The 20,218-nt window shown below is 63.5% G+C and carries 17 protein-coding genes; 11 read left to right on the forward strand and 6 right to left on the reverse strand.

Annotation, left to right across the window (positions count from 1 at the left end; genetic code table 11):
• Positions 1-262, reverse strand: a 262-nt coding sequence (locus tag EN991_RS02745; protein ID WP_164768834.1) for an aldo/keto reductase, incomplete at its 3' end; no start/stop codon positions are given.
• A gap of 51 nt (positions 263-313) precedes the next feature.
• Positions 314-1,495: an MFS transporter gene (locus EN991_RS02750; RefSeq protein WP_127368099.1), complete on the reverse strand. Its 1,182-nt coding sequence runs from the start codon at positions 1,493-1,495 to the stop codon at positions 314-316.
• Between the two features lie 119 nt (positions 1,496-1,614).
• Between EN991_RS02750 and EN991_RS02755 the strand changes: the two genes are divergently transcribed.
• The gene (locus tag EN991_RS02755) at positions 1,615-2,523 is read left to right on the forward strand and encodes a LysR substrate-binding domain-containing protein (RefSeq protein WP_013529025.1); all 909 of its coding nucleotides are present in this window, start codon (positions 1,615-1,617) and stop codon (positions 2,521-2,523) included.
• Positions 2,524-2,567: 44 nt separating this feature from the next.
• On the opposite strand, the gene EN991_RS02760 is transcribed toward EN991_RS02755, so the two are convergent.
• A complete protein-coding gene (locus EN991_RS02760) occupies positions 2,568-3,617 on the reverse strand; it encodes an aldo/keto reductase (RefSeq protein ID WP_013529026.1) in 1,050 nt (349 codons plus the stop codon).
• A 110-nt stretch (positions 3,618-3,727) separates the two neighbouring features.
• Positions 3,728-4,390 carry a YggS family pyridoxal phosphate-dependent enzyme gene (locus tag EN991_RS02765; RefSeq protein ID WP_127368100.1) on the reverse strand — a complete coding sequence of 221 codons (663 nt, stop codon included), beginning with the start codon at positions 4,388-4,390 and terminating at the stop codon, positions 3,728-3,730.
• Between the two features lie 155 nt (positions 4,391-4,545).
• Between EN991_RS02765 and leuS the strand changes: the two genes are divergently transcribed.
• The 3 genes from leuS (at position 4,546) to EN991_RS02780 (ending at position 10,728) form a co-directional block, all read left to right on the forward strand.
• Positions 4,546-7,170, forward strand: a complete 2,625-nt coding sequence (gene leuS / locus EN991_RS02770) for a leucine--tRNA ligase (RefSeq protein ID WP_127368101.1) — start codon at positions 4,546-4,548, stop codon at positions 7,168-7,170.
• On the forward strand, positions 7,157-7,735 hold the full coding sequence (gene lptE / locus EN991_RS02775; protein ID WP_013529029.1) for an LPS assembly lipoprotein LptE: 579 nt from the start codon (positions 7,157-7,159) through the stop codon (positions 7,733-7,735). The genes leuS and lptE overlap by 14 nt, the downstream gene beginning before the upstream one ends.
• A gap of 311 nt (positions 7,736-8,046) precedes the next feature.
• On the forward strand, positions 8,047-10,728 hold the full coding sequence (locus EN991_RS02780; RefSeq protein ID WP_127368102.1) for a DNA translocase FtsK: 2,682 nt from the start codon (positions 8,047-8,049) through the stop codon (positions 10,726-10,728).
• A gap of 103 nt (positions 10,729-10,831) precedes the next feature.
• Here EN991_RS02780 and EN991_RS02785 read toward each other — a convergent pair whose 3' ends face one another.
• Together EN991_RS02785 and fsa are read right to left on the reverse strand one after the other, a co-directional pair.
• Positions 10,832-11,215: a hypothetical protein gene (locus EN991_RS02785; RefSeq protein WP_127368103.1), complete on the reverse strand. Its 384-nt coding sequence runs from the start codon at positions 11,213-11,215 to the stop codon at positions 10,832-10,834.
• A 345-nt stretch (positions 11,216-11,560) separates the two neighbouring features.
• A complete protein-coding gene (fsa, locus tag EN991_RS02790) occupies positions 11,561-12,217 on the reverse strand; it encodes a fructose-6-phosphate aldolase (protein WP_024504222.1) in 657 nt (218 codons plus the stop codon).
• Positions 12,218-12,307: 90 nt separating this feature from the next.
• Here fsa and EN991_RS02795 point away from each other — a divergent pair, with 90 nt between their 5' ends.
• The 7 genes from EN991_RS02795 to atpD form a co-directional block, all read left to right on the forward strand.
• Positions 12,308-14,491 carry a primosomal protein N' gene (locus tag EN991_RS02795; RefSeq protein ID WP_127368104.1) on the forward strand — a complete coding sequence of 728 codons (2,184 nt, stop codon included), beginning with the start codon at positions 12,308-12,310 and terminating at the stop codon, positions 14,489-14,491.
• A 54-nt stretch (positions 14,492-14,545) separates the two neighbouring features.
• Entirely contained in the window at positions 14,546-15,241 is a 696-nt protein-coding gene (locus tag EN991_RS02800) for an aspartate/glutamate racemase family protein (RefSeq protein ID WP_127368105.1), read from the forward strand.
• Positions 15,242-15,336: 95 nt separating this feature from the next.
• Positions 15,337-15,732 (forward strand): DUF4345 family protein, encoded by a 396-nt coding sequence (locus EN991_RS02805; protein ID WP_013529034.1) that lies wholly within the window; start codon positions 15,337-15,339, stop codon positions 15,730-15,732.
• A gap of 246 nt (positions 15,733-15,978) precedes the next feature.
• Positions 15,979-16,539: a F0F1 ATP synthase subunit delta gene (locus EN991_RS02810; RefSeq protein WP_013529035.1), complete on the forward strand. Its 561-nt coding sequence runs from the start codon at positions 15,979-15,981 to the stop codon at positions 16,537-16,539.
• Entirely contained in the window at positions 16,539-18,068 is a 1,530-nt protein-coding gene (atpA, locus tag EN991_RS02815; RefSeq protein WP_013529036.1) for a F0F1 ATP synthase subunit alpha, read from the forward strand. The genes EN991_RS02810 and atpA overlap by 1 nt, the downstream gene beginning before the upstream one ends.
• Before the next feature lie 32 nt (positions 18,069-18,100).
• Positions 18,101-18,985 carry a F0F1 ATP synthase subunit gamma gene (locus EN991_RS02820; RefSeq protein WP_127368106.1) on the forward strand — a complete coding sequence of 295 codons (885 nt, stop codon included), beginning with the start codon at positions 18,101-18,103 and terminating at the stop codon, positions 18,983-18,985.
• Positions 18,986-19,054: 69 nt separating this feature from the next.
• Positions 19,055-20,218, forward strand: a 1,164-nt coding sequence (atpD, locus tag EN991_RS02825) for a F0F1 ATP synthase subunit beta (RefSeq protein ID WP_164768837.1), incomplete at its 3' end; no start/stop codon positions are given.

Below are 20,218 nucleotides of genomic sequence, written 5' to 3' on the forward strand. Positions count from 1 at the left end.
TCTTGGTCGAGATCAGCACGGCATCGCGGCGGCCTTTTATCGCGTCGCCAAGCACCTGTTCAGAAGCGCCGTTCGAATAGACGTCGGCCGTGTCGAACAAATTGACACCAGCCTCCAGGCAGATGTCGATCAGCCGCCGCGCTTCCCTGGCGTCGCTGTTGCCCCAGGCGCCGAACAGCGGGCCGGAACCGCCAAAGGTTCCCGCGCCGAATGAGAGTGCGGGCACTTTCAAGCCCGATGCACCGAGACGTCGATAATCCATCTTTTTACTCCTGGTGGTATGAAGGGTGTCGGAAGGGTTTGCCGAGGGTAGTCACGAGCGGATGGAGGCAGGTGCGCCGAGCGCCGGGGTACGATCGAGACGCAGCGCCAGTCCGGCCACGCCGAGCGCCGTGAGCGGCAGCAAGGCGGCGACCCAGGTCAGGGCACCCAGGCCAAGCCCTTGGGCAATCACCGCGCCGCCAAGCCAGGCGCCTGCGGCGTTGCCGAGATTGAAAGCGGCGATGTTGAAGGACGAGGCGAGGCTCTGGCCGGCACCTTGCGCCTTGTCCAGCACCCACATCTGCAGCGGCGCCACGGTAGCAAAGGCGGCGGCACCGAGCAGGCCGACATAGATGACGGCCATCACCTGGCTGTGGATGGCGAAGGTCATCGTTGCGAGCACCAGGGCCAGCACCACGAGGCTGCCCAGCACGGCCGGCACAAGCCAGCGGTCGGCGACCTTGCCGCCAAGCAAATTGCCGGCGATGAGACCGCCGCCGAAGACGAGCAGGATCGGCGACACGGCTGCTTCCTTGAAGCCGCTTATCTCGGTCAGCAACGGAGCGATATAAGTGAAGACGGCGAAGACGCCGGCATAGCCGAGCACGGTGGTGGCGAGGCCGAGCAGGACGGGGGTGCGGCGCAAAACGGCGAGATCGGCGCGCAGGTCGCTCTTTTCGGGCGCCGTCCGGCTGCGTGGCACCAGAGCCAGGATGACGGCGAAGGCGGCCACACCGACCACTGTCACGGCCCAGAAGGTCGCGCGCCAGCCGAAGGCCTGGCCGAGCCAGGTGCCGAAGGGCACGCCGAGGATGTTGGCGATGGTCAGGCCGGTGAACATCAGCGCGATCGCCGAGGCTTGTCTGTTGGGCGCGACCAAGCCGGTGGCGACCACCGAGCCGACGCCGAAGAAAGTGCCGTGGGCAAAGGCGGTGATGATGCGGGCGCCCATCAGCGTCCAGTAGTCGGGCGCCAGCGCGCAGGCGAGATTGCCGAACGTGAAGATCGCCATCAGCGCCAGAAGCACGGTCTTGCGCGGCCAGTTGCCGGTGGCGATGGTCAGCAAGGGCGCGCCGATGACGACGCCAAGCGCATAGCCCGAAATGAGCTGGCCGGCAGCCGAAATCGAAACGCCGAGATCCTTGCTGACATCGAGCAGCAGACCCATGATAACAAATTCGGTGACGCCGATGCCGAAGGCACCGGCGGCGAGGGCGTAGAGAGCAAGAGGCATGGCGGTTTCCACTTCGATGGCGAAGAGCGCCGTCCCGCGCCCCGACCCCTGAGATCGTGCTTCCCTGCATTGTGAACCAGGCTTGCCTTGGGCATATTGTCTGTGAAATAGATTCATAAATGGCCAGGCCCGACGTCAATCGCTCCGGCGAGATCGAAGTGTTCGTGCGCGTCGTCGAGGAAGGCAGTTTCTCCTCCGCGGCACGCGCGTTGCGCATGACGCCGTCGGCGGTGAGCAAGCTGATCGCGCGGCTGGAGGCCCGGCTTGGCGCGCGGCTGGTCAGCCGCTCGACGCGAAAGCTGCAACTGACGCCGGAAGGCACAGCATTCTACGAGAGCGGCCTGCGCATCCTTGCCGACATGGCGGCAGCCGAGCAGGAGGCAGCGGCCGGTGCTTCACCGCGCGGACGTGTGCGCATTAACAGCTACGTGCCCTTCGGGGTGCATCGGCTGGTCCCGCTTCTGCCTCGGTTCCTGGAACGCTACCCCGAGATTTCGGTCGATCTGGTGCTGACCGACAGCGTCGTCGACCTGATGGCGGAGCGCGCCGATGTTGCCATCCGTGCCGGGCCATTGAGTGAGTCACGGCTGGTGGCGCGCAAGCTCGGGCAAAGCCCGGTGGTCGTTGTTGCAGCACCTTCTTACCTCGAGACGCACGGCATACCGCTGACGCCAGCCGATCTCGACAAACACAACCGCATGGGCTTCGGCTTCGTCAGGCACCTCGATGGCTGGCCGTTCCTCGACGCGGAAGGCCGCGTCATCATGATTCCGATCACCGGCAACACGCTGGTCAGCGATGGTGAGGCGATGCGGCTCATGGCACTGGCGGGCGCGGGCATCGCCCGGCTGGCGCGCTGGCATGTGGCGGAAGACATAGCGGCCGGCAGACTGGCGCCGCTGCTGGAGGCATTCAATCCGGGTGACGAGGAGCCGACCCACGCCGTCTATGTCGGCCAGGGCCGGCATCTGCCGGCGCGGGTGCGCGCCTTTCTCGATTTTCTGGGCGAGAGCGTCCGGCTGACCTGACATCTCCGGAGCCACGGCTCCCGAGATGTCAGCGTGGGCTGTATTTATGCTTTCGGCGTGAACGCCGCCGGACGGCGGCCCGCTGCCTGGCGCTCCAGCATCCAGCCTGGATATTCGGACGGCAGGGCGCTGACCTCGTCGAGACGAACCAGATCGTCGGTGTCGAGCTTCACCTCAGTGGCGGCAAGGTTCTGCTCCAGCTGCTCCATGCGGCTGGCGCCGATGATGACGCTCATCACGAAGGGCTTGGCCAGGACATAGCCGAGCGCCACCGTGGCGACGCTCACATCATGTTTTTTGGCGATGTCGCGCATGACGGCAACGGCCGCCCAGGCGCGGTCCTCATTGACCGGCGGGAAGTTGAAGGACGCGCGGCGGCCTTCGCCATTGCCGGGTGCGCCGGGACCATATTTGCCGGAGAGCAGGCCACCGGCCATCGGCGACCACACCATCAGGCCGAGCTTCTCCTCATTGAGCAGCGGCACGATCTCGCGCTCGAGATCGCGGCCGGCGATCGAATAGTAGGACTGCACGGTCTCGAAACGGGCAAAGCCCTTGCGCTCGGCGATGCCGAGCGCCTTGGCGATGCGCCATGCCGCCCAGTTGGAGACGCCGACATAGCGGACCTTACCGCTGGCAACCAGATCGTCGAGCGCTCGCAGCGTCTCGTCGATCGGCGTCACCGTGTCGGTGCCGTGCAACTGGTAGAGATCGATATGGTCGAGCTGCAGCCGCTCCAAGCTGGCATCGACCGAATCCATGATGTGGCCGCGTGACGAGCCGCGCTGGTTGGGGCCTTCACCCATGGCGCCATGCGTCTTGGTGGCGATGACCACATTCTGCCTGTTGACCTTGAGATCCCTGAGCGACTGGCCGAGCAACCGTTCGGATTCGCCAAAGGAGTAGACGTCGGCCGTATCGAAGAAATTGACGCCAGCGGCAAGCGAATGGGCAACGATCTCGTTGACGCCCTTCTGGTCGAGGCTGGCGATCAGGCCCCATTGGGCATTCTGACCGGCGGCGCCGAAGGTCATGGTGCCGAGGCACAGTTCGGAGACGAACATCCCCGTATTTCCAAGCTGGTTGTAGCGCATGGTGGCGGCTCCAGAGAGTTTGTGATGACGCAAAGCAAATAGGAACGGTACGTTTCGTTTCCAGTCCTGGAGCAACGAGCCTCTCGGATTGGCCCAAAGGCCGTTGCGTCTCAGCGAGTGCCGAAGATCGCCGAACCGACGCGGACGCTGGTGGCACCGAAGGCGATCGCCGTTTCGTAGTCCCCGGACATGCCCATCGAGAGTTTGGCGACGTCGGCTTCCTTGCTAAGCTTCTCCAGCAGGGCGAAGTGGGGACCGGGGTTCTCGTCGGCCGGCGGGATGCACATCAGGCCTTCGATGGCGAGGCCGTGCACGTCGCGGCAGCGGGCGACGAAGGCCACGGCCTCGCGGGGCTCGATGCCGGCCTTCTGCGGCTCGGAGCCGGTGTTGACCTGGACATAGAGTTTTGGCGCGCGGCCCTGTTTGGCGATCTCCTTGGCGAGTTCGGCGGCGATCTTCTCGCGATCGACCGTCTCGATGACGTCGAACAGTGCTACCGCTTCCCTAGCCTTGTTGGATTGCAGCGGGCCGATCAGATGCAGTTCGATGTCGGGAAATGCGTCCTTCAGATCAGGCCATTTGGCTTGCGCCTCCTGCACCCGGTTCTCGCCGAAGACGCGCTGGCCGGCTTCGATGACCGGGCCGATGTCGGCGGCATCAAAGGTCTTTGAGACCGCGACCAGGGTCACGGCGCCGGCTTCGCGGCCGGCCTCGCGTTCGGCGGCGGCGATCTTCGCCTTGACCGCGAAAAATTGCTGAACGGCGTCACCCATATGCAAATCCTGCTGTTTTGACCGGCGTTTTTGTCAGACGCGGTACCCATATGGTTGACGGGTTTGCCAAACCATGGTGAACACCCGGACCACATTCCCTGAACTGCCGAGCCATCGCCCGCAGTTCGCGCATGCTTTTAAGTGAAAAACGTCCCATGGCAACCGAACGATACAATCCGCGCGCGTCAGAGCCCAAATGGCAGAAGGCCTGGGACGCCAAGAAGCTGTTCGAAGCGCACAATGACGATCCGCGCCCGAAATACTACGTGCTGGAGATGTTCCCCTATCCGTCGGGGCGCATCCATATCGGTCATACCCGCAATTACACGATGGGCGACGTGGTGGCGCGCTACAAGCGGGCCAAGGGCTTCAACGTGCTGCACCCGATGGGCTGGGACGCCTTCGGCATGCCGGCCGAAAACGCGGCGATGCAGAACAAGGTCCACCCCAAGGAGTGGACCTACCAGAACATCGCCACCATGCGCGAGCAGCTCAAGGTCATGGGGCTGTCGCTGGACTGGGCGCGCGAATTCGCCACCTGCGACGTCGATTACTACCACCGCCAGCAGATGCTGTTCCTCGACTTTGTCGAGAAGGGGCTGGTGATGCGCAAATCCTCCAAGGTCAACTGGGATCCGGAGGACATGACGGTGCTTGCCAACGAGCAGGTCATCGACGGGCGCGGCTGGCGCTCGGGCGCGCTGGTCGAACAGCGCGAACTGACGCAGTGGTTCTTCAGGATCACCGACTTCGCCCAGGATCTGCTGGATTCGCTCGAAGGCCTCGACGAATGGCCGGAAAAAGTGAAGCTGATGCAGCAGAACTGGATCGGCCGCTCGGAAGGCCTGCTGATCCGTTGGCCTCTGGCCGACGCCTCTGATGGCGAGCATGAGCTGGAAGTCTATACGACAAGGCCCGACACCATCTTCGGCGCTTCCTTCATGGCTGTCGCCGCCGATCATCCGTTGGCCAAGAAGGCCGCTGCGCACAATCCGGCACTGGCGAAGTTCATCGAGGATATCGGCCATATGGGCACCTCGGTGGCGGCGCTGGAGACAGCTGAGAAGAAGGGTTTTGACACCGGCCTCCGCGTCGTCCATCCGTTTGACGACAACTGGACGCTGCCTGTCTATGTCGCCAATTTCGTGCTGATGGAATACGGCACCGGCGCCATTTTCGGCTGCCCGTCCGGCGACCAGCGCGACCTCGACTTCGCCAACAAATATGGCCTGCCGGTGATTCCGGTGGTGATGCCGGAAGGCGAGAATCCGGCGACGTTCCAGATCATCGATGAAGCCTATGTCGATGACGGCGTGATGATCAATTCGCGCTTTCTCAACGGCATGAAGCCGGATCAGGCTTTCGACGAAGTCGCCAAACTGCTGGAGCAGAAGACGATCGGCAACCGGCCGATGGCCGAGCGCAAGGTGAATTTCCGCCTGCGCGATTGGGGCATTTCGCGCCAGCGCTACTGGGGCTGCCCTATCCCGATGATCCATTGCGAGGCTTGCGGCGTGGTGCCGGTGCCGAAGGCGGACCTGCCGGTGAAGCTGCCCGACGATGTCGATTTCGACCGCCCGGGCAATCCGCTCGACCGTCATCCGACATGGCGGCATGTGAAATGTCCGCAATGCGGCAGGGATGCGCGGCGCGAAACCGACACGATGGACACGTTCGTCGATTCGTCGTGGTATTTTGCCCGCTTCACCGCGCCGTGGGCACATGAACCGACCGATCCCAAGGCGGCCAACGAATGGCTGCCGGTCGACCAGTATATTGGCGGGATCGAGCACGCGATCCTGCATCTGCTCTATTCGCGCTTCTTCACCCGCGCCATGCGCGAGGCCGGCCATGTCGATCTGGCCGAGCCGTTCAAGGGCCTGTTCACGCAAGGCATGGTGGTGCACGAAACCTATCGCGTTGGCTCGGCATCGAACGGCCGCTGGCTGGCGCCCACCGAAGTTCGGCTGGAGGACGTCGACGGCAAGCGCAGCGCCATCGAGATCGCCACCGGCGAGACCGTCTCCATCGGCCCGCTGGAAAAGATGTCGAAGTCGAAGAAGAACACGGTGAGCCCGGAAGACATCACCGATGGCTACGGCGCCGATACGGCGCGCTGGTTCATGCTGTCGGATTCGCCTCCCGAGCGCGATGTCGAGTGGACCGACGATGGCGCCGCCGGCGCGCATCGCTTCATCCAGCGCATCTGGCGCCTGGTGTCGACGGCGGCCGAAACACTGGCCGGCATCAAGCCCGTGGCGGCCAGCAGCGGCGAGGCCGCGGTGGTTTCCAAGGCCGCGCACAAGATCCTCAAGGCGGTCGGAGAGGATATCGAGAAGCTCGCTTTCAACCGCGCCATCGCCCGCATCTACGAACTGGCCAACGCGCTGACCACGCCGCTTAACGAGGTGGCCGAAGGCAAGGCCGATGCAGCGCTGAAAGGCGCCTGCCGGCAGGCGGTGGAGATTCTCGTGCATCTGATCGCGCCGGTCATGCCGCATCTGGCCGAGGAGTGCTGGGCAACGCTCGGCGGCACCGATCTCGTTGCCGAACGGCCGTGGCCGGTCTTCGATCCGGCGCTGGTCGTCGACAACGAAGTCACCTATCCGGTACAGGTCAACGGCAAGAAGCGGGGGGATTTGACAATTGCCCGCGACGCGGACCAAGGTGCGGTCGAAAAAGCGGTATTGGCTCTCGACTTCGTGCAGAAAGCACTCGAAGGGAAGGCTCCGCGCAAGGTGATCATCGTGCCGCAGAGGATCGTCAATGTCGTTGCCTGATCGGGAAAAGACAGAGTTGAGCCATTTGCTGCGCCGCATGGCGCTTGCCGGCCTGATAGGTTCGCTCGCGCTTGTCTCGGCCTGCACGGTGCGGCCGCTCTATTCGAGCGCGCCACTGTCGGGTTCGCAGGCCAGTGCCAGTGCCGAACTGGCGTTGATCGGCATCAAGCCGGTCAATACGCGTTACGGCCAACAGGTGCGCAACAATCTCATTTTCGGGTTTGGACGAGGCGCCGGCGAGCCGGCCTCGCCGGCCTATTCGCTCAATCTCGGCGTGACCGAAGCGGTCGAGTCCGCGGCACTTGTGCAGGTCGGAACCGACGAAGACGAGCCGACCGCCGGTTCCGTGACGCTGACCGGCAGCTATACGCTGGCCGATGCGAAGACCGGCGTGGTGATCGCATCCGGCAAGCGTTCGATCACCTCGTCCTTCGACAGGCCGCGTCAGGAATTCGCCGCATACCGGGCGCAGATCGACGCCGAGAATCGCGCGGCGCGAGAGTTGGCGGAAGCGCTGCAGCTGTCCATTGCCCAGGACCTTGTCCGGCACGGCAAGACCGGCTAGCGCACCTCATCTGCTTCACGAAAACGGTCTGGCGCCCCAGGCATGACGGGATGATCGTGGGATCATGACCAGATTCCCGAACAGAGCCAGATTCTGAACAGAGATTGTCCGAAGAGACCCATCGGCCTGCTATAGCACAGCGAGTAGATCGCGCCACAGCGGTGGGTGCGGCGAGGCGACGATCGTGCCACGTCGCTCGCAGACTGCCACGAAGATTTTGGCGCTCAGGATCGTCGGCGACCCATCCGGGAAGCAACTGTTAACCACTCGCTCCCTATTGCTCGGCAGACATTTCAGAGTGAGTCTTGAGAATGGAAGCCAAGCGTTTTTCCCGGGTCAATTTGTCGACGGCCGCATCGCCTGATGATCCCGAGGGGAAGCGCTCCGAGAGCATCGGCGACAGGGGTGGTCAGCGAAGTTCTTCCGCGGCAAGCGACCTTGATCGTCCGGCTCGCAAGGAAACGGCCGGCCGGCAGCCCGCCACACGCCAGGCCGGCTATTCCGCGCCGGTGGTCGATCTCGGCGGCAACAAGCGGCCCTATATGGAGCCGCGGAGTGGCTCCGACGACACGCCTTCGAAAATCGGCGATATCGAGAGCCCTGCCTGGCAGGAATATTTCTTCCTTGCACCCAACGTGCGTTTTACACGCACGCCGGATTATGAGGCCAGGAAGCATCATCCGCAGCACGAGCGTGTCGTCGAACACGGCGCGACGCGCCCGGCACAGCAAGCCGTTGCGCAACCCATGGTCGGCAGGGCGTCCTCCGCGCCCTCGCTCCTGGCATTGCCGGCGTCGGTGAAAAGCCCTGCCTCCCAGCCGCAGACTGGGCAGGCCACGCAAGGGCCACTGCCGCCGGCTGCTGCTTTTGTCCCGTCCGTGCGCGCCAGGGAGAGGGTGCCAGCCGTTGCGCCGGTGCCGCCGAGGACGGTCGCAACGGGACGGGCATCCGCGCGTGCGTCCGTTGCTCCGGGCGCCCCGACCAAAACCGAAAGGCAGCGCTGGCCCTATCTTTCGGATCATGCCTTCTTCGAGGCTATGGCACCCTATCTGGTCGACGTTTCGCCGTCGGCCCGGCAAACCGGTTCAGCGTCGCCTGCGCCGCTCGCCGCAGCGCCAGTCACCACCATGCCGATCGACATCCGCCCGACGACAGGGACCGATGCCACCGCCTTGTTTCGTGTCATCGACTGCCTGCCGGGCCAGGCCTTGAAGCCGTTGCCGGATGTTTGGCCGGCCAATTCGAACCAGGCCGTCGCCCAACCTGACGTGCCGGCGAGCAATGCGCTGTCGCCGGTCCAGCCTGTCATAATTCCAGCCGCCAAAAGCGATGCCGTTTCCGCGCCGGCCGCGCCAAATGCGAACGTCCCTGCCAAGGCCGTTGGCGCCCGCTCTGCACGCTTGCCTGGGGCTGGAAAGGTGGTGCTGTCAACCGCGGGCGATCCCTACGAGCTTCCCTCGGAAGAGCTGTTGCAGCAGCCACCGGAGGGACAAGGTTTCTACATGTCGCAGGAGCGGCTCGAGCAGAACGCGGATCTGCTGGAAAGCGTGCTCGAAGACTTCGGCGTGCGTGGCGAGATCATTCATGTTCGTCCCGGCCCGGTCGTCACGCTCTATGAGTTCGAACCGGCGCCGGGCGTCAAATCTTCTCGCGTCATCGGGCTTGCCGACGATATCGCCCGCTCCATGTCGGCGATTTCGGCGCGCGTCGCCGTCGTGCCCGGCCGCAACGTCATCGGCATCGAGCTCCCGAACGAGATGCGCGAAACCGTCTATTTCCGGGAGCTGATCGAATCGGAGGGCTTCCGCAAGACGAGCTGCAAGCTGGCGCTGTGTCTCGGCAAGACGATCGGCGGTGAGCCGGTCATCGCCGAGCTGGCGAAGATGCCGCATCTGCTCGTGGCCGGAACCACCGGCTCCGGCAAGTCGGTCGCCATCAACACCATGATCCTGTCGTTGCTCTATCGGCTGAAGCCGGAAGAATGCCGGCTGATCATGGTCGATCCCAAAATGCTCGAACTCTCTGTCTATGACGGCATCCCGCATCTTCTGACGCCCGTCGTCACGGATCCCAAGAAAGCCGTCACGGCGCTCAAATGGGCGGTGCGCGAAATGGAGGACCGGTATCGCAAGATGGCGCGGCTCGGTGTGCGCAACATCGACGGCTACAACGAGCGCGCCGCCCAAGCCCGCGACAAGGGCGAAACCGTCGTCATGACGGTGCAGACCGGCTTCGAAAAGGGCACCGGCGAACCGCTTTTCGAACAGCAGGAAGTAGACCTGGCGCCGATGCCCTACATCGTCGTCATCGTCGACGAGATGGCCGACCTGATGATGGTCGCCGGCAAGGAGATCGAAGGCGCCATCCAGCGTCTGGCGCAGATGGCGCGTGCTGCCGGCATCCACCTGATCATGGCAACGCAGCGTCCCTCGGTCGACGTCATCACGGGCACGATCAAGGCCAATTTCCCGACCCGGATTTCCTTCCAGGTGACGTCGAAGATCGACAGCCGCACCATCCTGGGCGAGCAGGGCGCCGAGCAGCTGCTCGGCCAGGGCGACATGCTGCACATGATGGGTGGCGGGCGCATTTCGCGCGTGCATGGGCCGTTTGTCTCCGACGCGGAGGTCGAGCACGTCGTGGCGCATCTCAAGGCGCAGGGCCGGCCTGAATATCTGGAAACCGTGACCGCCGACGAGGATGAGGAAGAAATCGACGAGGACCAGGGCGCGGTCTTCGACAAGGGATCGGTTGCAGCCGAAGACAGCGATGCGATCTACGACGAGGCGGTCAAGGTGGTGGTGCGCGACAAGAAGTGTTCGACCTCCTACATCCAGCGCCGCCTCGGCATCGGCTACAACCGCGCCGCATCCCTGGTCGAGCGTATGGAAAAGGAAGGATTGGTCGGCGCACCCAACCATGTTGGCAAACGCGAAATCATCATGGGCCGGCGCCAGCCGGCGACCGTGCCTGAGGATGACGGCGCGGACTGAGCGACCCCGGCCGTTATGGGATCATGCTTCAGGGGATGCTTCAGCTGCGGGTCAAGCTCGTGAATTCCATCACCTATCCCAGCCTAAACCTTAAGCATCTACACTAGCGGTTAGTGACGGCCTTTCCAATGCTGACGACCACATAGGATAACCAGCCAATGACATGCCCGAAGAAATAGACGCACAGTCCCAAATATGTAAGCAACGCAATCACAAATAGCTTCTCACCTAACGCAACATTCGTCACGAAGCCTTGAGGCAACAGGGCAAGAATCCAACCGAAGTGAAGGCCCCAGCTACACCCCCATTGACCACACGTCCGGTTGGCACTCAGCACCGTTGCGCCAAGCCACACGACCGAAATCACTATGAAACTCACCCACGAATAGCGTTTGTCCCGAATGAGGCCGTAGATTGAAAATGCCTTTGCGAAAGCGAGTCCTATTGATGCAAGAACAGAAAAGGCGATTGAGATTAGAAGGCTCATGTTCGACCCAGTAGCTAAAACATCGAAGCTACAGCCAGCACCTTTACAAAGGGTTCGACCAAGTCATCGTTTTTTAAGTTCGTCGAAGGGCATCTCTCTAGCGTGATATCCAGGGTATGCTTCAGCAGCGTGTCGATCTGGTGAACTCGATCAAATATCCTGTTTTGAACTTGTCGCTCTCGATTTCAGCTGGATGCAATGCTGCGATGCAGTAAAGCCAAAAGAGCTAGTGCAAGGCACGCAAAAACAAAGACTTGGAAAGTCACCCCACCCGCAGCACATAAAAAAGACCGGTTGCCCGGTCTTTTTTCACTGCAAGCGCATTGGCTTCAGCCGATCGCCATCTCAGCCAATCGATTGGCCGGTCTTGGCCCAGTCGGCGAGGAAGGCGGCGAGGCCCTTGTCGGTCAGCGGATGGTTGACCAGGGCCTTCAGGGTCGCCGGCGGCGCGGTCACAACATCGGCGCCGATCAGTGCCGCCTGCTTGACGTGGTTCACGGTGCGCACGGAAGCGACGAGGATCTCGGTCTGGAAATCGTAATTGTCGTAGATCTGCCGGATCTCCTGGATCAGTTCCATGCCATCGATGCCGATGTCGTCGATTCGGCCGACGAAGGGCGAGATGAACGAGGCGCCGGCCTTGGCCGCAAGCAGCGCCTGGTTGGCCGAAAAGCACAGGGTGACGTTGACCAGGCGGTTCATCTCGGTGCGGATCGTCTTGCAAGCCTTGAGACCGTCCAGCGTCAGCGGCACCTTGATGCAGACATTGTCGGCGATCTTGGCCAGAACCTTGGCCTGCTGCATCATCTCGGAATATTCGGTGGCGGTGACTTCAGCCGAGACCGGACCCTTGACGATGTCGCAAATCTGTTTGGTGACCTCGGCGATCTTGCCGCCGGATTTGAGGATCAGCGACGGATTGGTGGTGACGCCGTCGAGCAGCCCCAGATCGTTCAGCTCACGGATATCCTTGACGTCGGCGGTGTCGACAAAAAATTTCATGGCGGGTCTCCTGAAGATTTTCATGTGCATGCCATGCACATTTGGGGTCGGCCTTTGATCTAGACCAAAGTCAGGGCAAGGTCACGCCTCATGATCGAAGATTCGCCCTTTGTCGCAGCCGCACCGGTGCTGGTGCCGATGCCCGCCGAACGCCCCTACACCTACGCCGTGCCGGCCGGCATGCGCGTGGTGCCGGGCTCGATCGTGCGTGTGCCGCTCGGGCCGCGCCAGGTCGCCGGCATCGTCTGGGATGGCGCGGTCGAGAAGGTCGACGCGAAAAAGCTGCGCCCCATCGAACAGGTCTTCGATTGCCCGCCGATCGACCGCGCGATGCGCCGTTTCGTCAACTGGGTGGCGCAGTACACGCTGTCGCCGCCGGGCATGGTGGCGCGCATGCTGCTTCGGGCGCCGGAGGCTTTCGACCCCGAACCGTGGATCGAGGGGTTGCAGCGCACGCTTCTCGCACCTGACCGGATGACGGGCGCCAGGCAGCGCGTGCTGGAGACGGCCGAAGGCGGCCTTGCCTGGACGCGCTCCGGCCTCGCTCACGCCGCCGGCGTGTCCTCGACGGTGATCGACGGCCTGAGGGCGCAAGGCGTGTTCGAGACCGTGATGATCCCGCCGCGCCCGGTGGTGGCCGCGCCCGATCCCGGCTACGCTATTCCGGAACTGATGCCGGACCAGGGCGCCGCGGCGCAGATGCTGCGCGCCAATGTCGCAGCCGGCGTGTTCAACGTCGCGTTGCTCGACGGCGTCACCGGTTCGGGTAAGACCGAGGTCTATTTCGAGGCGGTGGCGGCTGCGCTCGACCAGGGCAGGCAGGTTCTGATCCTGCTGCCGGAAATCGCGCTGACGCATGCCTTTCTCGAGCGCTTCCAGCAGCGCTTCGGCGCCAAGCCGGGCGAATGGCATTCCGACCTGCCGCCGCGGATGCGCGAAAAAGTCTGGCGGCAAGTGGCGGAAGGCGGCGTGCGGGTCGTCGCCGGCGCGCGCTCGGCGCTGTTCCTGCCGTTCAAGGAGATCGGCCTTATCGTCGTCGACGAGGAGCACGACCCTGCCTACAAGCAGGAGGACCGCGTCTTCTACAATGCGCGCGACATGGCGGTGGTGCGCGGCCATATCGGCAGCTTCCCCGTGGTGCTGGCGTCGGCGACGCCGTCGGTCGAAAGCCGGGTCAATGCCAGCCAAGGTAAATATAACAGGGCGGTGCTTTCCGCTCGCTTCGCCGAGGCAGCACTTCCGCATCTGAAGGCGGTCGACATGCGGCGTGCGCCGCCGGCGCGTGGCGGTTTCCTGTCGCCGGTTCTGCTCGACCAGATGCGCCAGACGCTGGAGAGGCAGGAGCAATCGCTGCTGTTCCTCAACCGGCGCGGCTATGCGCCACTGACGCTGTGCCGGGTCTGCGGCCATCGCTTCGGCTGCCCGGTCTGCTCGGCCTGGCTGGTCGAGCACCGGTTTCGCGGGCAACTCGTCTGCCATCATTGCGGCCACAATGAGCGCCGCCCCGAAGCCTGCCCGGAATGCGGCACGCTGGATCATCTGGTCGCCTGCGGGCCGGGTGTCGAGCGCATCGCCGAAGAGGTCGTTACGCATTTTCCCGACGCGCGCACCATCGTCCTGTCGTCCGACCTGATGGGCGGCGTGCGGCGGCTGCGGCTGGAACTGGAGGCGATCGCCGATGGCGAGGCCGACATCGTCATCGGCACGCAGCTCGTTGCCAAGGGCCACAATTTCCCGAACATGACCCTTGTCGGCGTCGTCGATGCCGATCTCGGCCTTGCCAATGGCGATCCGCGTGCCGCCGAGCGCACCTTCCAGCTGCTTAGCCAGGTCACCGGCCGCGCCGGCCGCACCGGCAAGAAGAGCCTGGGACTGCTGCAGACCTTTCAGCCCGACCACCCGGTGATGCGGGCGATCGTCTCGGGCGACGCCGAGGCATTTTACGAACGTGAGATCGCCGAGCGCGAACGGGCTGCCCTGCCGCCCTTCGGCCGGCTCGCGGGTGTCATCGTCAGTGCGGTGACACGAGCGGAAGCCGAGGGCCACGCACGTGGCCTGCGCCGCGCCGCACCCGAGGCGTCAGATCTGTTCGTGCTGGGGCCAGCCGAGGCGCCACTGTCACTGCTCGGCGGCCGCCACCGCTTCCGGCTGCTGATCCAGGGCGAACGGCGCGCCGACATGCAAGGTTTCATCAGGGCCATGCTGGCCAACGGGCCGAAGCAACGCGGCTCGGTCCGGGTGCAGGTCGACGTCGACCCGCAGAGTTTTTTGTAAGGTTGCGCTTTCAGCGATAGGTTGCCCGCAAGCCAGCGAGATGTGGAAACTCATATGAAGACCCTTGGCCTGCTCGGCGGCATGAGCTGGGAATCGACCGCCATCTACTATCGCCTGCTCAACGAGATCGTGCGCGAACGGCTGGGTGGGCTGCATTCCGCGAAACTGCTTCTGTGGTCGTTCGACTTTGCCGAAATCGCCGAGCGGCAGCATCACGGCGATTGGGACGGTGCCGGCGTGCTCCTCGTAGAAGCGGCGCGCAAGCTTGAGACCGGCGGCGCGGAAGGTCTGCTTTTGTGCACCAACACCATGCACAAACTGGCCGATCAGGTGCAGGCGTCGGTGTCGATCCCGCTGATCCACATCGCCGATGCCACCGCAGTGGCGGTCAAGCGTGCCGGAATGCAGCGTCCGGCGCTGCTGGCGACGCGCTTCACCATGGAGCAGGATTTCTACAAAGGCCGGCTCGCTGACAGATTTGGCTTGGACCCGGTGGTGCCGGGTGCGGCCGGGCGCGACATGGTCCATCGCGTCATCTACGACGAGTTGTGCCAGGGCATGGTCAAGGAGACTTCAAAGGCGGCCTATATCGCCGAGACCGAACGCCTGCGCCGCGAAGAGGCGGCCGACAGCGTCATCATGGGCTGCACCGAGATCACCATGCTCATCGGCCAGCAGGATTTCGACATCCCGGTCTTCGACACGACGCGCATCCATGCCGAGGCGGCTGTGGAATTCGCGCTCGGTTGATGCGCGCTGCCTAAAGTACCTGGACCCATCTGGCGCGGGGGCTTTCCTCCGTTAGAATGCCCGGAATTTCAAAACAGGCATTTCGAGGGGACAAGATGGATTTTGCGCTTCCATGGCCGACGAGCCAGGGCGAATGGCTGGCGTGGTCGAGCGCCGTCTTCACGGTGCTGCTCGGGCTTTTGTTCTTCCTGGCGCCGGGTCTCGCCTTTCGTGCCCTGCGCCTGCAGGTCAAGCCAGAGAAGGCTGCGGCGATCGCCGAGGGGCGCGGCAGGATGTCGGGCTTTTATCTCGGTGTCGGCCTGTGCTGTATCCTGCTGGCGCAGCCGCTGATCTACATGGCGCTTGGCTTCTCCTGGCTGTTCACTGCCTTCGGCCGGCTGCTGTCGATGATGTCTGATGGCGCCAACACGCCTTTCAATTGGGTTTCCATTGTGCTGGAATTGGTCCTGGCGGCGTTGCCGCTCGCCTTCGCCTTCGGCTTTCTGCCCTGAATCGTTGGGTATTCCGCGATGGAAGACGGGCGACTTTCGCCGGATGCGACAATAGTGCCTGAAAACCATGCGGAACGACGCATTGCGGTCTTAAAATGCCTGTGCTAGACGGCAATCGACTTTCGGCCGGGGATAGCGGAAGCCGCGCCTCCGTGCTCGAAAAAATGCAGTAAGGTCAAAGATTTAGCCAGAGTTTTTGCTCGCGCCAACAATCTACGGCCTGTCAGACAAGAGAAAAGACGGTCCGTGGCTCAATCGTCATCGCCAATCTCAGGTGTCGCAGAACGCTATGCGGGTTCGCTGTTCGAACTCGCCCTGCAGGCAAATTCCGTGGCCAAGGTCGAAGCCGACCTCAACAGTTTCGAAATCATGCTCGCGGGCAGCGCTGATCTCACCCGGCTGATCAACAGCCCGGTGTTCTCCAGCGAGGACCAGGCGAAGGCCATCGCGGCGATCGCCGACAAGGCCGGGATCACCGGCCTTACCGGAAATTTCCTGCGTGTCGTCGCCCGCAACCGCCGGCTGTTCGCCATTCCCGGCATGATCAGGGCGTTCCGCCAGATATCAGCCGAACACCGTGGCGAGACCGCTGCTGAAGTGACGTCGGCTCACGCGCTGACGGCTGTCCAGCAGACCGAACTCAAGGCGGCGCTGAAGAGCGTTGCCGGCAAGGATGTGGCTATCTCCGTCACCGTCGATCCGTCGCTGCTCGGCGGGCTGGTGGTCAAGATGGGCTCGCGCCAGATCGATACGTCGCTCAAAACCAAACTCAATTCGCTCAAGCTTGCACTGAAAGAGGTCGGCTGATGGACATCCGCGCCGCGGAAATTTCCGCAATTCTGAAAGACCAGATCAAGAATTTCGGCAAGGAGGCCGAGGTCTCCGAAGTTGGACAGGTGCTGTCCGTCGGTGACGGTATCGCTCGTGTCTACGGCCTCGACAATGTCCAGGCCGGCGAGATGGTCGAATTCCCCGGCGGCATCCGCGGCATGGCGCTCAACCTCGAAGCCGACAATGTCGGCGTCGTCATCTTCGGCGCCGACCGCGACATCAAGGAAGGCGACATCGTCAAGCGCACCGGCGCCATCGTCGACGTTCCCGTCGGCCCAGGCCTGCTCGGCCGCGTCGTCGATGCGCTCGGCAATCCGATCGATGGCAAGGGTCCGATCAAGGCAGTCGAGCGCAAGCGCGTCGACGTCAAGGCGCCCGGCATCATTCCGCGCAAGTCGGTGAACGAGCCGATGTCGACCGGTCTCAAGGCCATCGATGCGCTGATCCCGGTCGGCCGCGGCCAGCGCGAGCTGGTCATCGGCGATCGCCAGACCGGCAAGACCGCCATCATCCTCGACACGATGCTCAACCAGAAGTCGGTGCACGACAACGGCCCCGAGAAGGAAAAGCTCTACTGCGTCTACGTCGCCGTCGGCCAGAAGCGCTCGACCGTCGCGCAGTTCGTCAAGGTGCTGGAAGAGCGCGGCGCGCTCGAATACTCGATCATCATCGCCGCCACCGCTTCCGACCCGGCGCCGATGCAGTTCCTGGCGCCGTTCGCCGGCTGCACCATGGGTGAATATTTCCGCGACAACGGCATGCACGCGCTGATCAGCTATGACGATCTGTCGAAGCAGGCCGTCGCCTATCGCCAGATGTCGCTGCTGCTGCGCCGCCCGCCGGGCCGCGAAGCCTATCCGGGCGACGTGTTCTACCTGCACTCGCGCCTGCTCGAGCGCGCCGCCAAGCTCAACGACGATCTGGGCGGCGGGTCGCTGACCGCTCTGCCGATCATCGAGACGCAGGCCAACGACGTGTCGGCCTACATCCCGACCAACGTGATCTCGATCACCGACGGCCAGATCTTCCTCGAAACCAACCTGTTCTTCCAGGGCATCCGTCCTGCGGTGAACGTCGGTCTATCGGTGTCGCGCGTCGGCTCGGCCGCGCAGATCAAGGCGATGAAGCAGGTTGCCGGCTCGATCAAGGGCGAGCTCGCGCAGTACCGCGAAATGGCGGCCTTCGCGCAGTTCGGCTCGGATCTCGACGCTGCCACGCAGCGCCTGCTCAACCGCGGATCGCGCCTGACCGAACTCCTGAAGCAGCCGCAGTTCTCGCCGCTGAAGACGGAAGAGCAGGTCGCGGTGATCTTCGCCGGCGTCAACGGTTATCTCGACAAGCTGCCGGTCAACCAGGTCGGCAAGTTCGAGCATGGCCTGCTCAGCCACATGCGTGCGGCCGGCAAGGACGTTCTCGACGCCATCCGCAAGGAAAAGGCACTGTCGGACGATCTGCGCGCCAAGCTGAAGGCCGAGATCGACGCTTTCGCCAAGACCTTCGCCTGAGCGAAGCGACAAGACGGGATCAGGTTTGAAGCATGCCTTCATTAAAAGACCTTCGTAACCGTATCGCCTCGGTCAAGGCGACGCAGAAGATCACCAAGGCGATGCAGATGGTCGCTGCGGCGAAGCTGCGCCGTGCGCAAGAGGCTGCGGAAGCGGCGCGCCCCTATTCGGAGCGCATGGGTTCCGTGCTGGCGAACATCACCCAGGCGATCGGCGGCGGTGGCGATGCCCCGGCGCTGATGACCGGCACCGGCAAGGATGATGTGCATCTGCTCGTCGTCTGCACCGCCGAGCGCGGCCTGTGCGGCGGCTTCAATTCGCAGATCGCCCGTCTTGCCCGCGACCACATCCGCAAGCTTTTGGCCGACGGCAAGCAGGTCAAGATCATCTGCGTCGGCAAGAAGGGTTTCGACATCCTGCGCCGCGACTACGCGTCGCTGATCATCGATCGCGTCGATCTGCGCGAGGTCAAGACACTCGGTTTCGTCAATGCCGATGCCATCGCCAAGAGGGTCATCCATCTCTTCAACGAGGGCGGCTTCGACATCTGCACGCTGTTCTATTCGCAGTTCAAGTCGGTGATCAGCCAAATCCCGACCGCGCAGCAGATCATTCCGGCGGGCGTTGCTTCGGCTCAGGCGGAAGTGACGGATGGCGGCAACGCTGTCTATGAATACGAACCGGAGCCGGGCGAAATCCTATCCGATCTCATTCCGCGCAACATCTCGGTGCAGCTTTTCCGGGCACTGCTCGAAAACGCGGCCGGCGAGATGGGCGCCAAGATGAGCGCCATGGACAATGCGACGCGCAACGCCGGCGAGATGATCAACAAACTGTCGATCACCTATAACCGCCAGCGGCAGGCGCAGATCACCAAGGAACTGATCGAAATCATTTCGGGCGCCGAGGCGCTCTAGGCGCGGTCCGCGGGTTTTTTGCCCGCGACCGGACCGCGTGAGAAACAAAGGACGAAAAGGGTAAAGACGATGGCGAAAGCAGCGACCCCCCAGAAGGCAGCCCCCAAGGCCGCAGCCGCGAAGGCAGCAGCCCCCGCGAAGGCGGCAAAGGCTCCAGCAGCAGCCGCGAAGGCGGCCCCGGCCAAGGCAGCAGCACCGGCGAAGACCGCAGCTGCCAAGACATCGGCAGTGGCCAGCAAGGCAACCGGCGTTGTCGGCAAGGTCCGCCAGGTCATCGGCGCCGTCGTCGACGTGCAGTTCGGCGATCACCTGCCGGCGATCCTGAACGCGCTCGAGACGACCAATGTCGGCAACCGTCTGGTGCTCGAAGTCGCCCAGCACCTGGGTGAAAACACCGTGCGCTGCATCGCCATGGACTCGACCGAAGGTCTGGTTCGCGGCCAGGAAGTGCGTGACACCGGCGCGCCGATCACCGTGCCGGTCGGCCCGGGCATGCTCGGCCGCATCATCAACGTCATCGGCGAGCCGGTCGACGAAGAAGGCCCGGTCGACGCGATCGAAATGCGCTCCATCCACCAGCCGGCTCCGACCTATGTCGAGCAGTCGACGGAAGCACAGATCCTGATCACCGGCATCAAGGTGCTCGACCTCTTGGCTCCCTACGCCAAGGGCGGCAAGATCGGCCTGTTCGGCGGCGCCGGCGTCGGCAAGACCGTGCTGATCCAGGAACTGATCAACAACATCGCCAAGGCGCATGGCGGCTATTCGGTGTTCGCCGGCGTCGGCGAGCGCACCCGCGAAGGCAACGATCTCTATCACGAGTTCATCGAATCCGGCGTCAACAAGAAGGGCGGCGGCGAAGGCTCCAAGGCCGCGCTCGTCTACGGCCAGATGAACGAGCCGCCGGGCGCGCGCGCCCGCGTCGGCCTGACTGGCCTGACGGTTGCGGAGTATTTCCGCGACCAGGGCCAGGACGTGTTGTTCTTCGTCGACAACATCTTCCGCTTCACGCAGGCTGGCTCGGAAGTGTCGGCTCTGCTCGGCCGTATTCCTTCGGCCGTGGGCTATCAGCCGACGCTCGCCACCGACATGGGCGCGCTGCAGGAACGCATCACCACCACCACCAAGGGCTCGATCACCTCCGTGCAGGCCATTTACGTGCCCGCCGACGACTTGACCGATCCGGCGCCGGCGACCTCGTTCGCCCACCTTGACGCGACGACGACGCTCAAC

This window comes from Mesorhizobium sp. M7A.F.Ca.US.005.03.2.1 (assembly GCF_003997795.1).
Classification (GTDB): domain Bacteria; phylum Pseudomonadota; class Alphaproteobacteria; order Rhizobiales; family Rhizobiaceae; genus Mesorhizobium; species Mesorhizobium ciceri.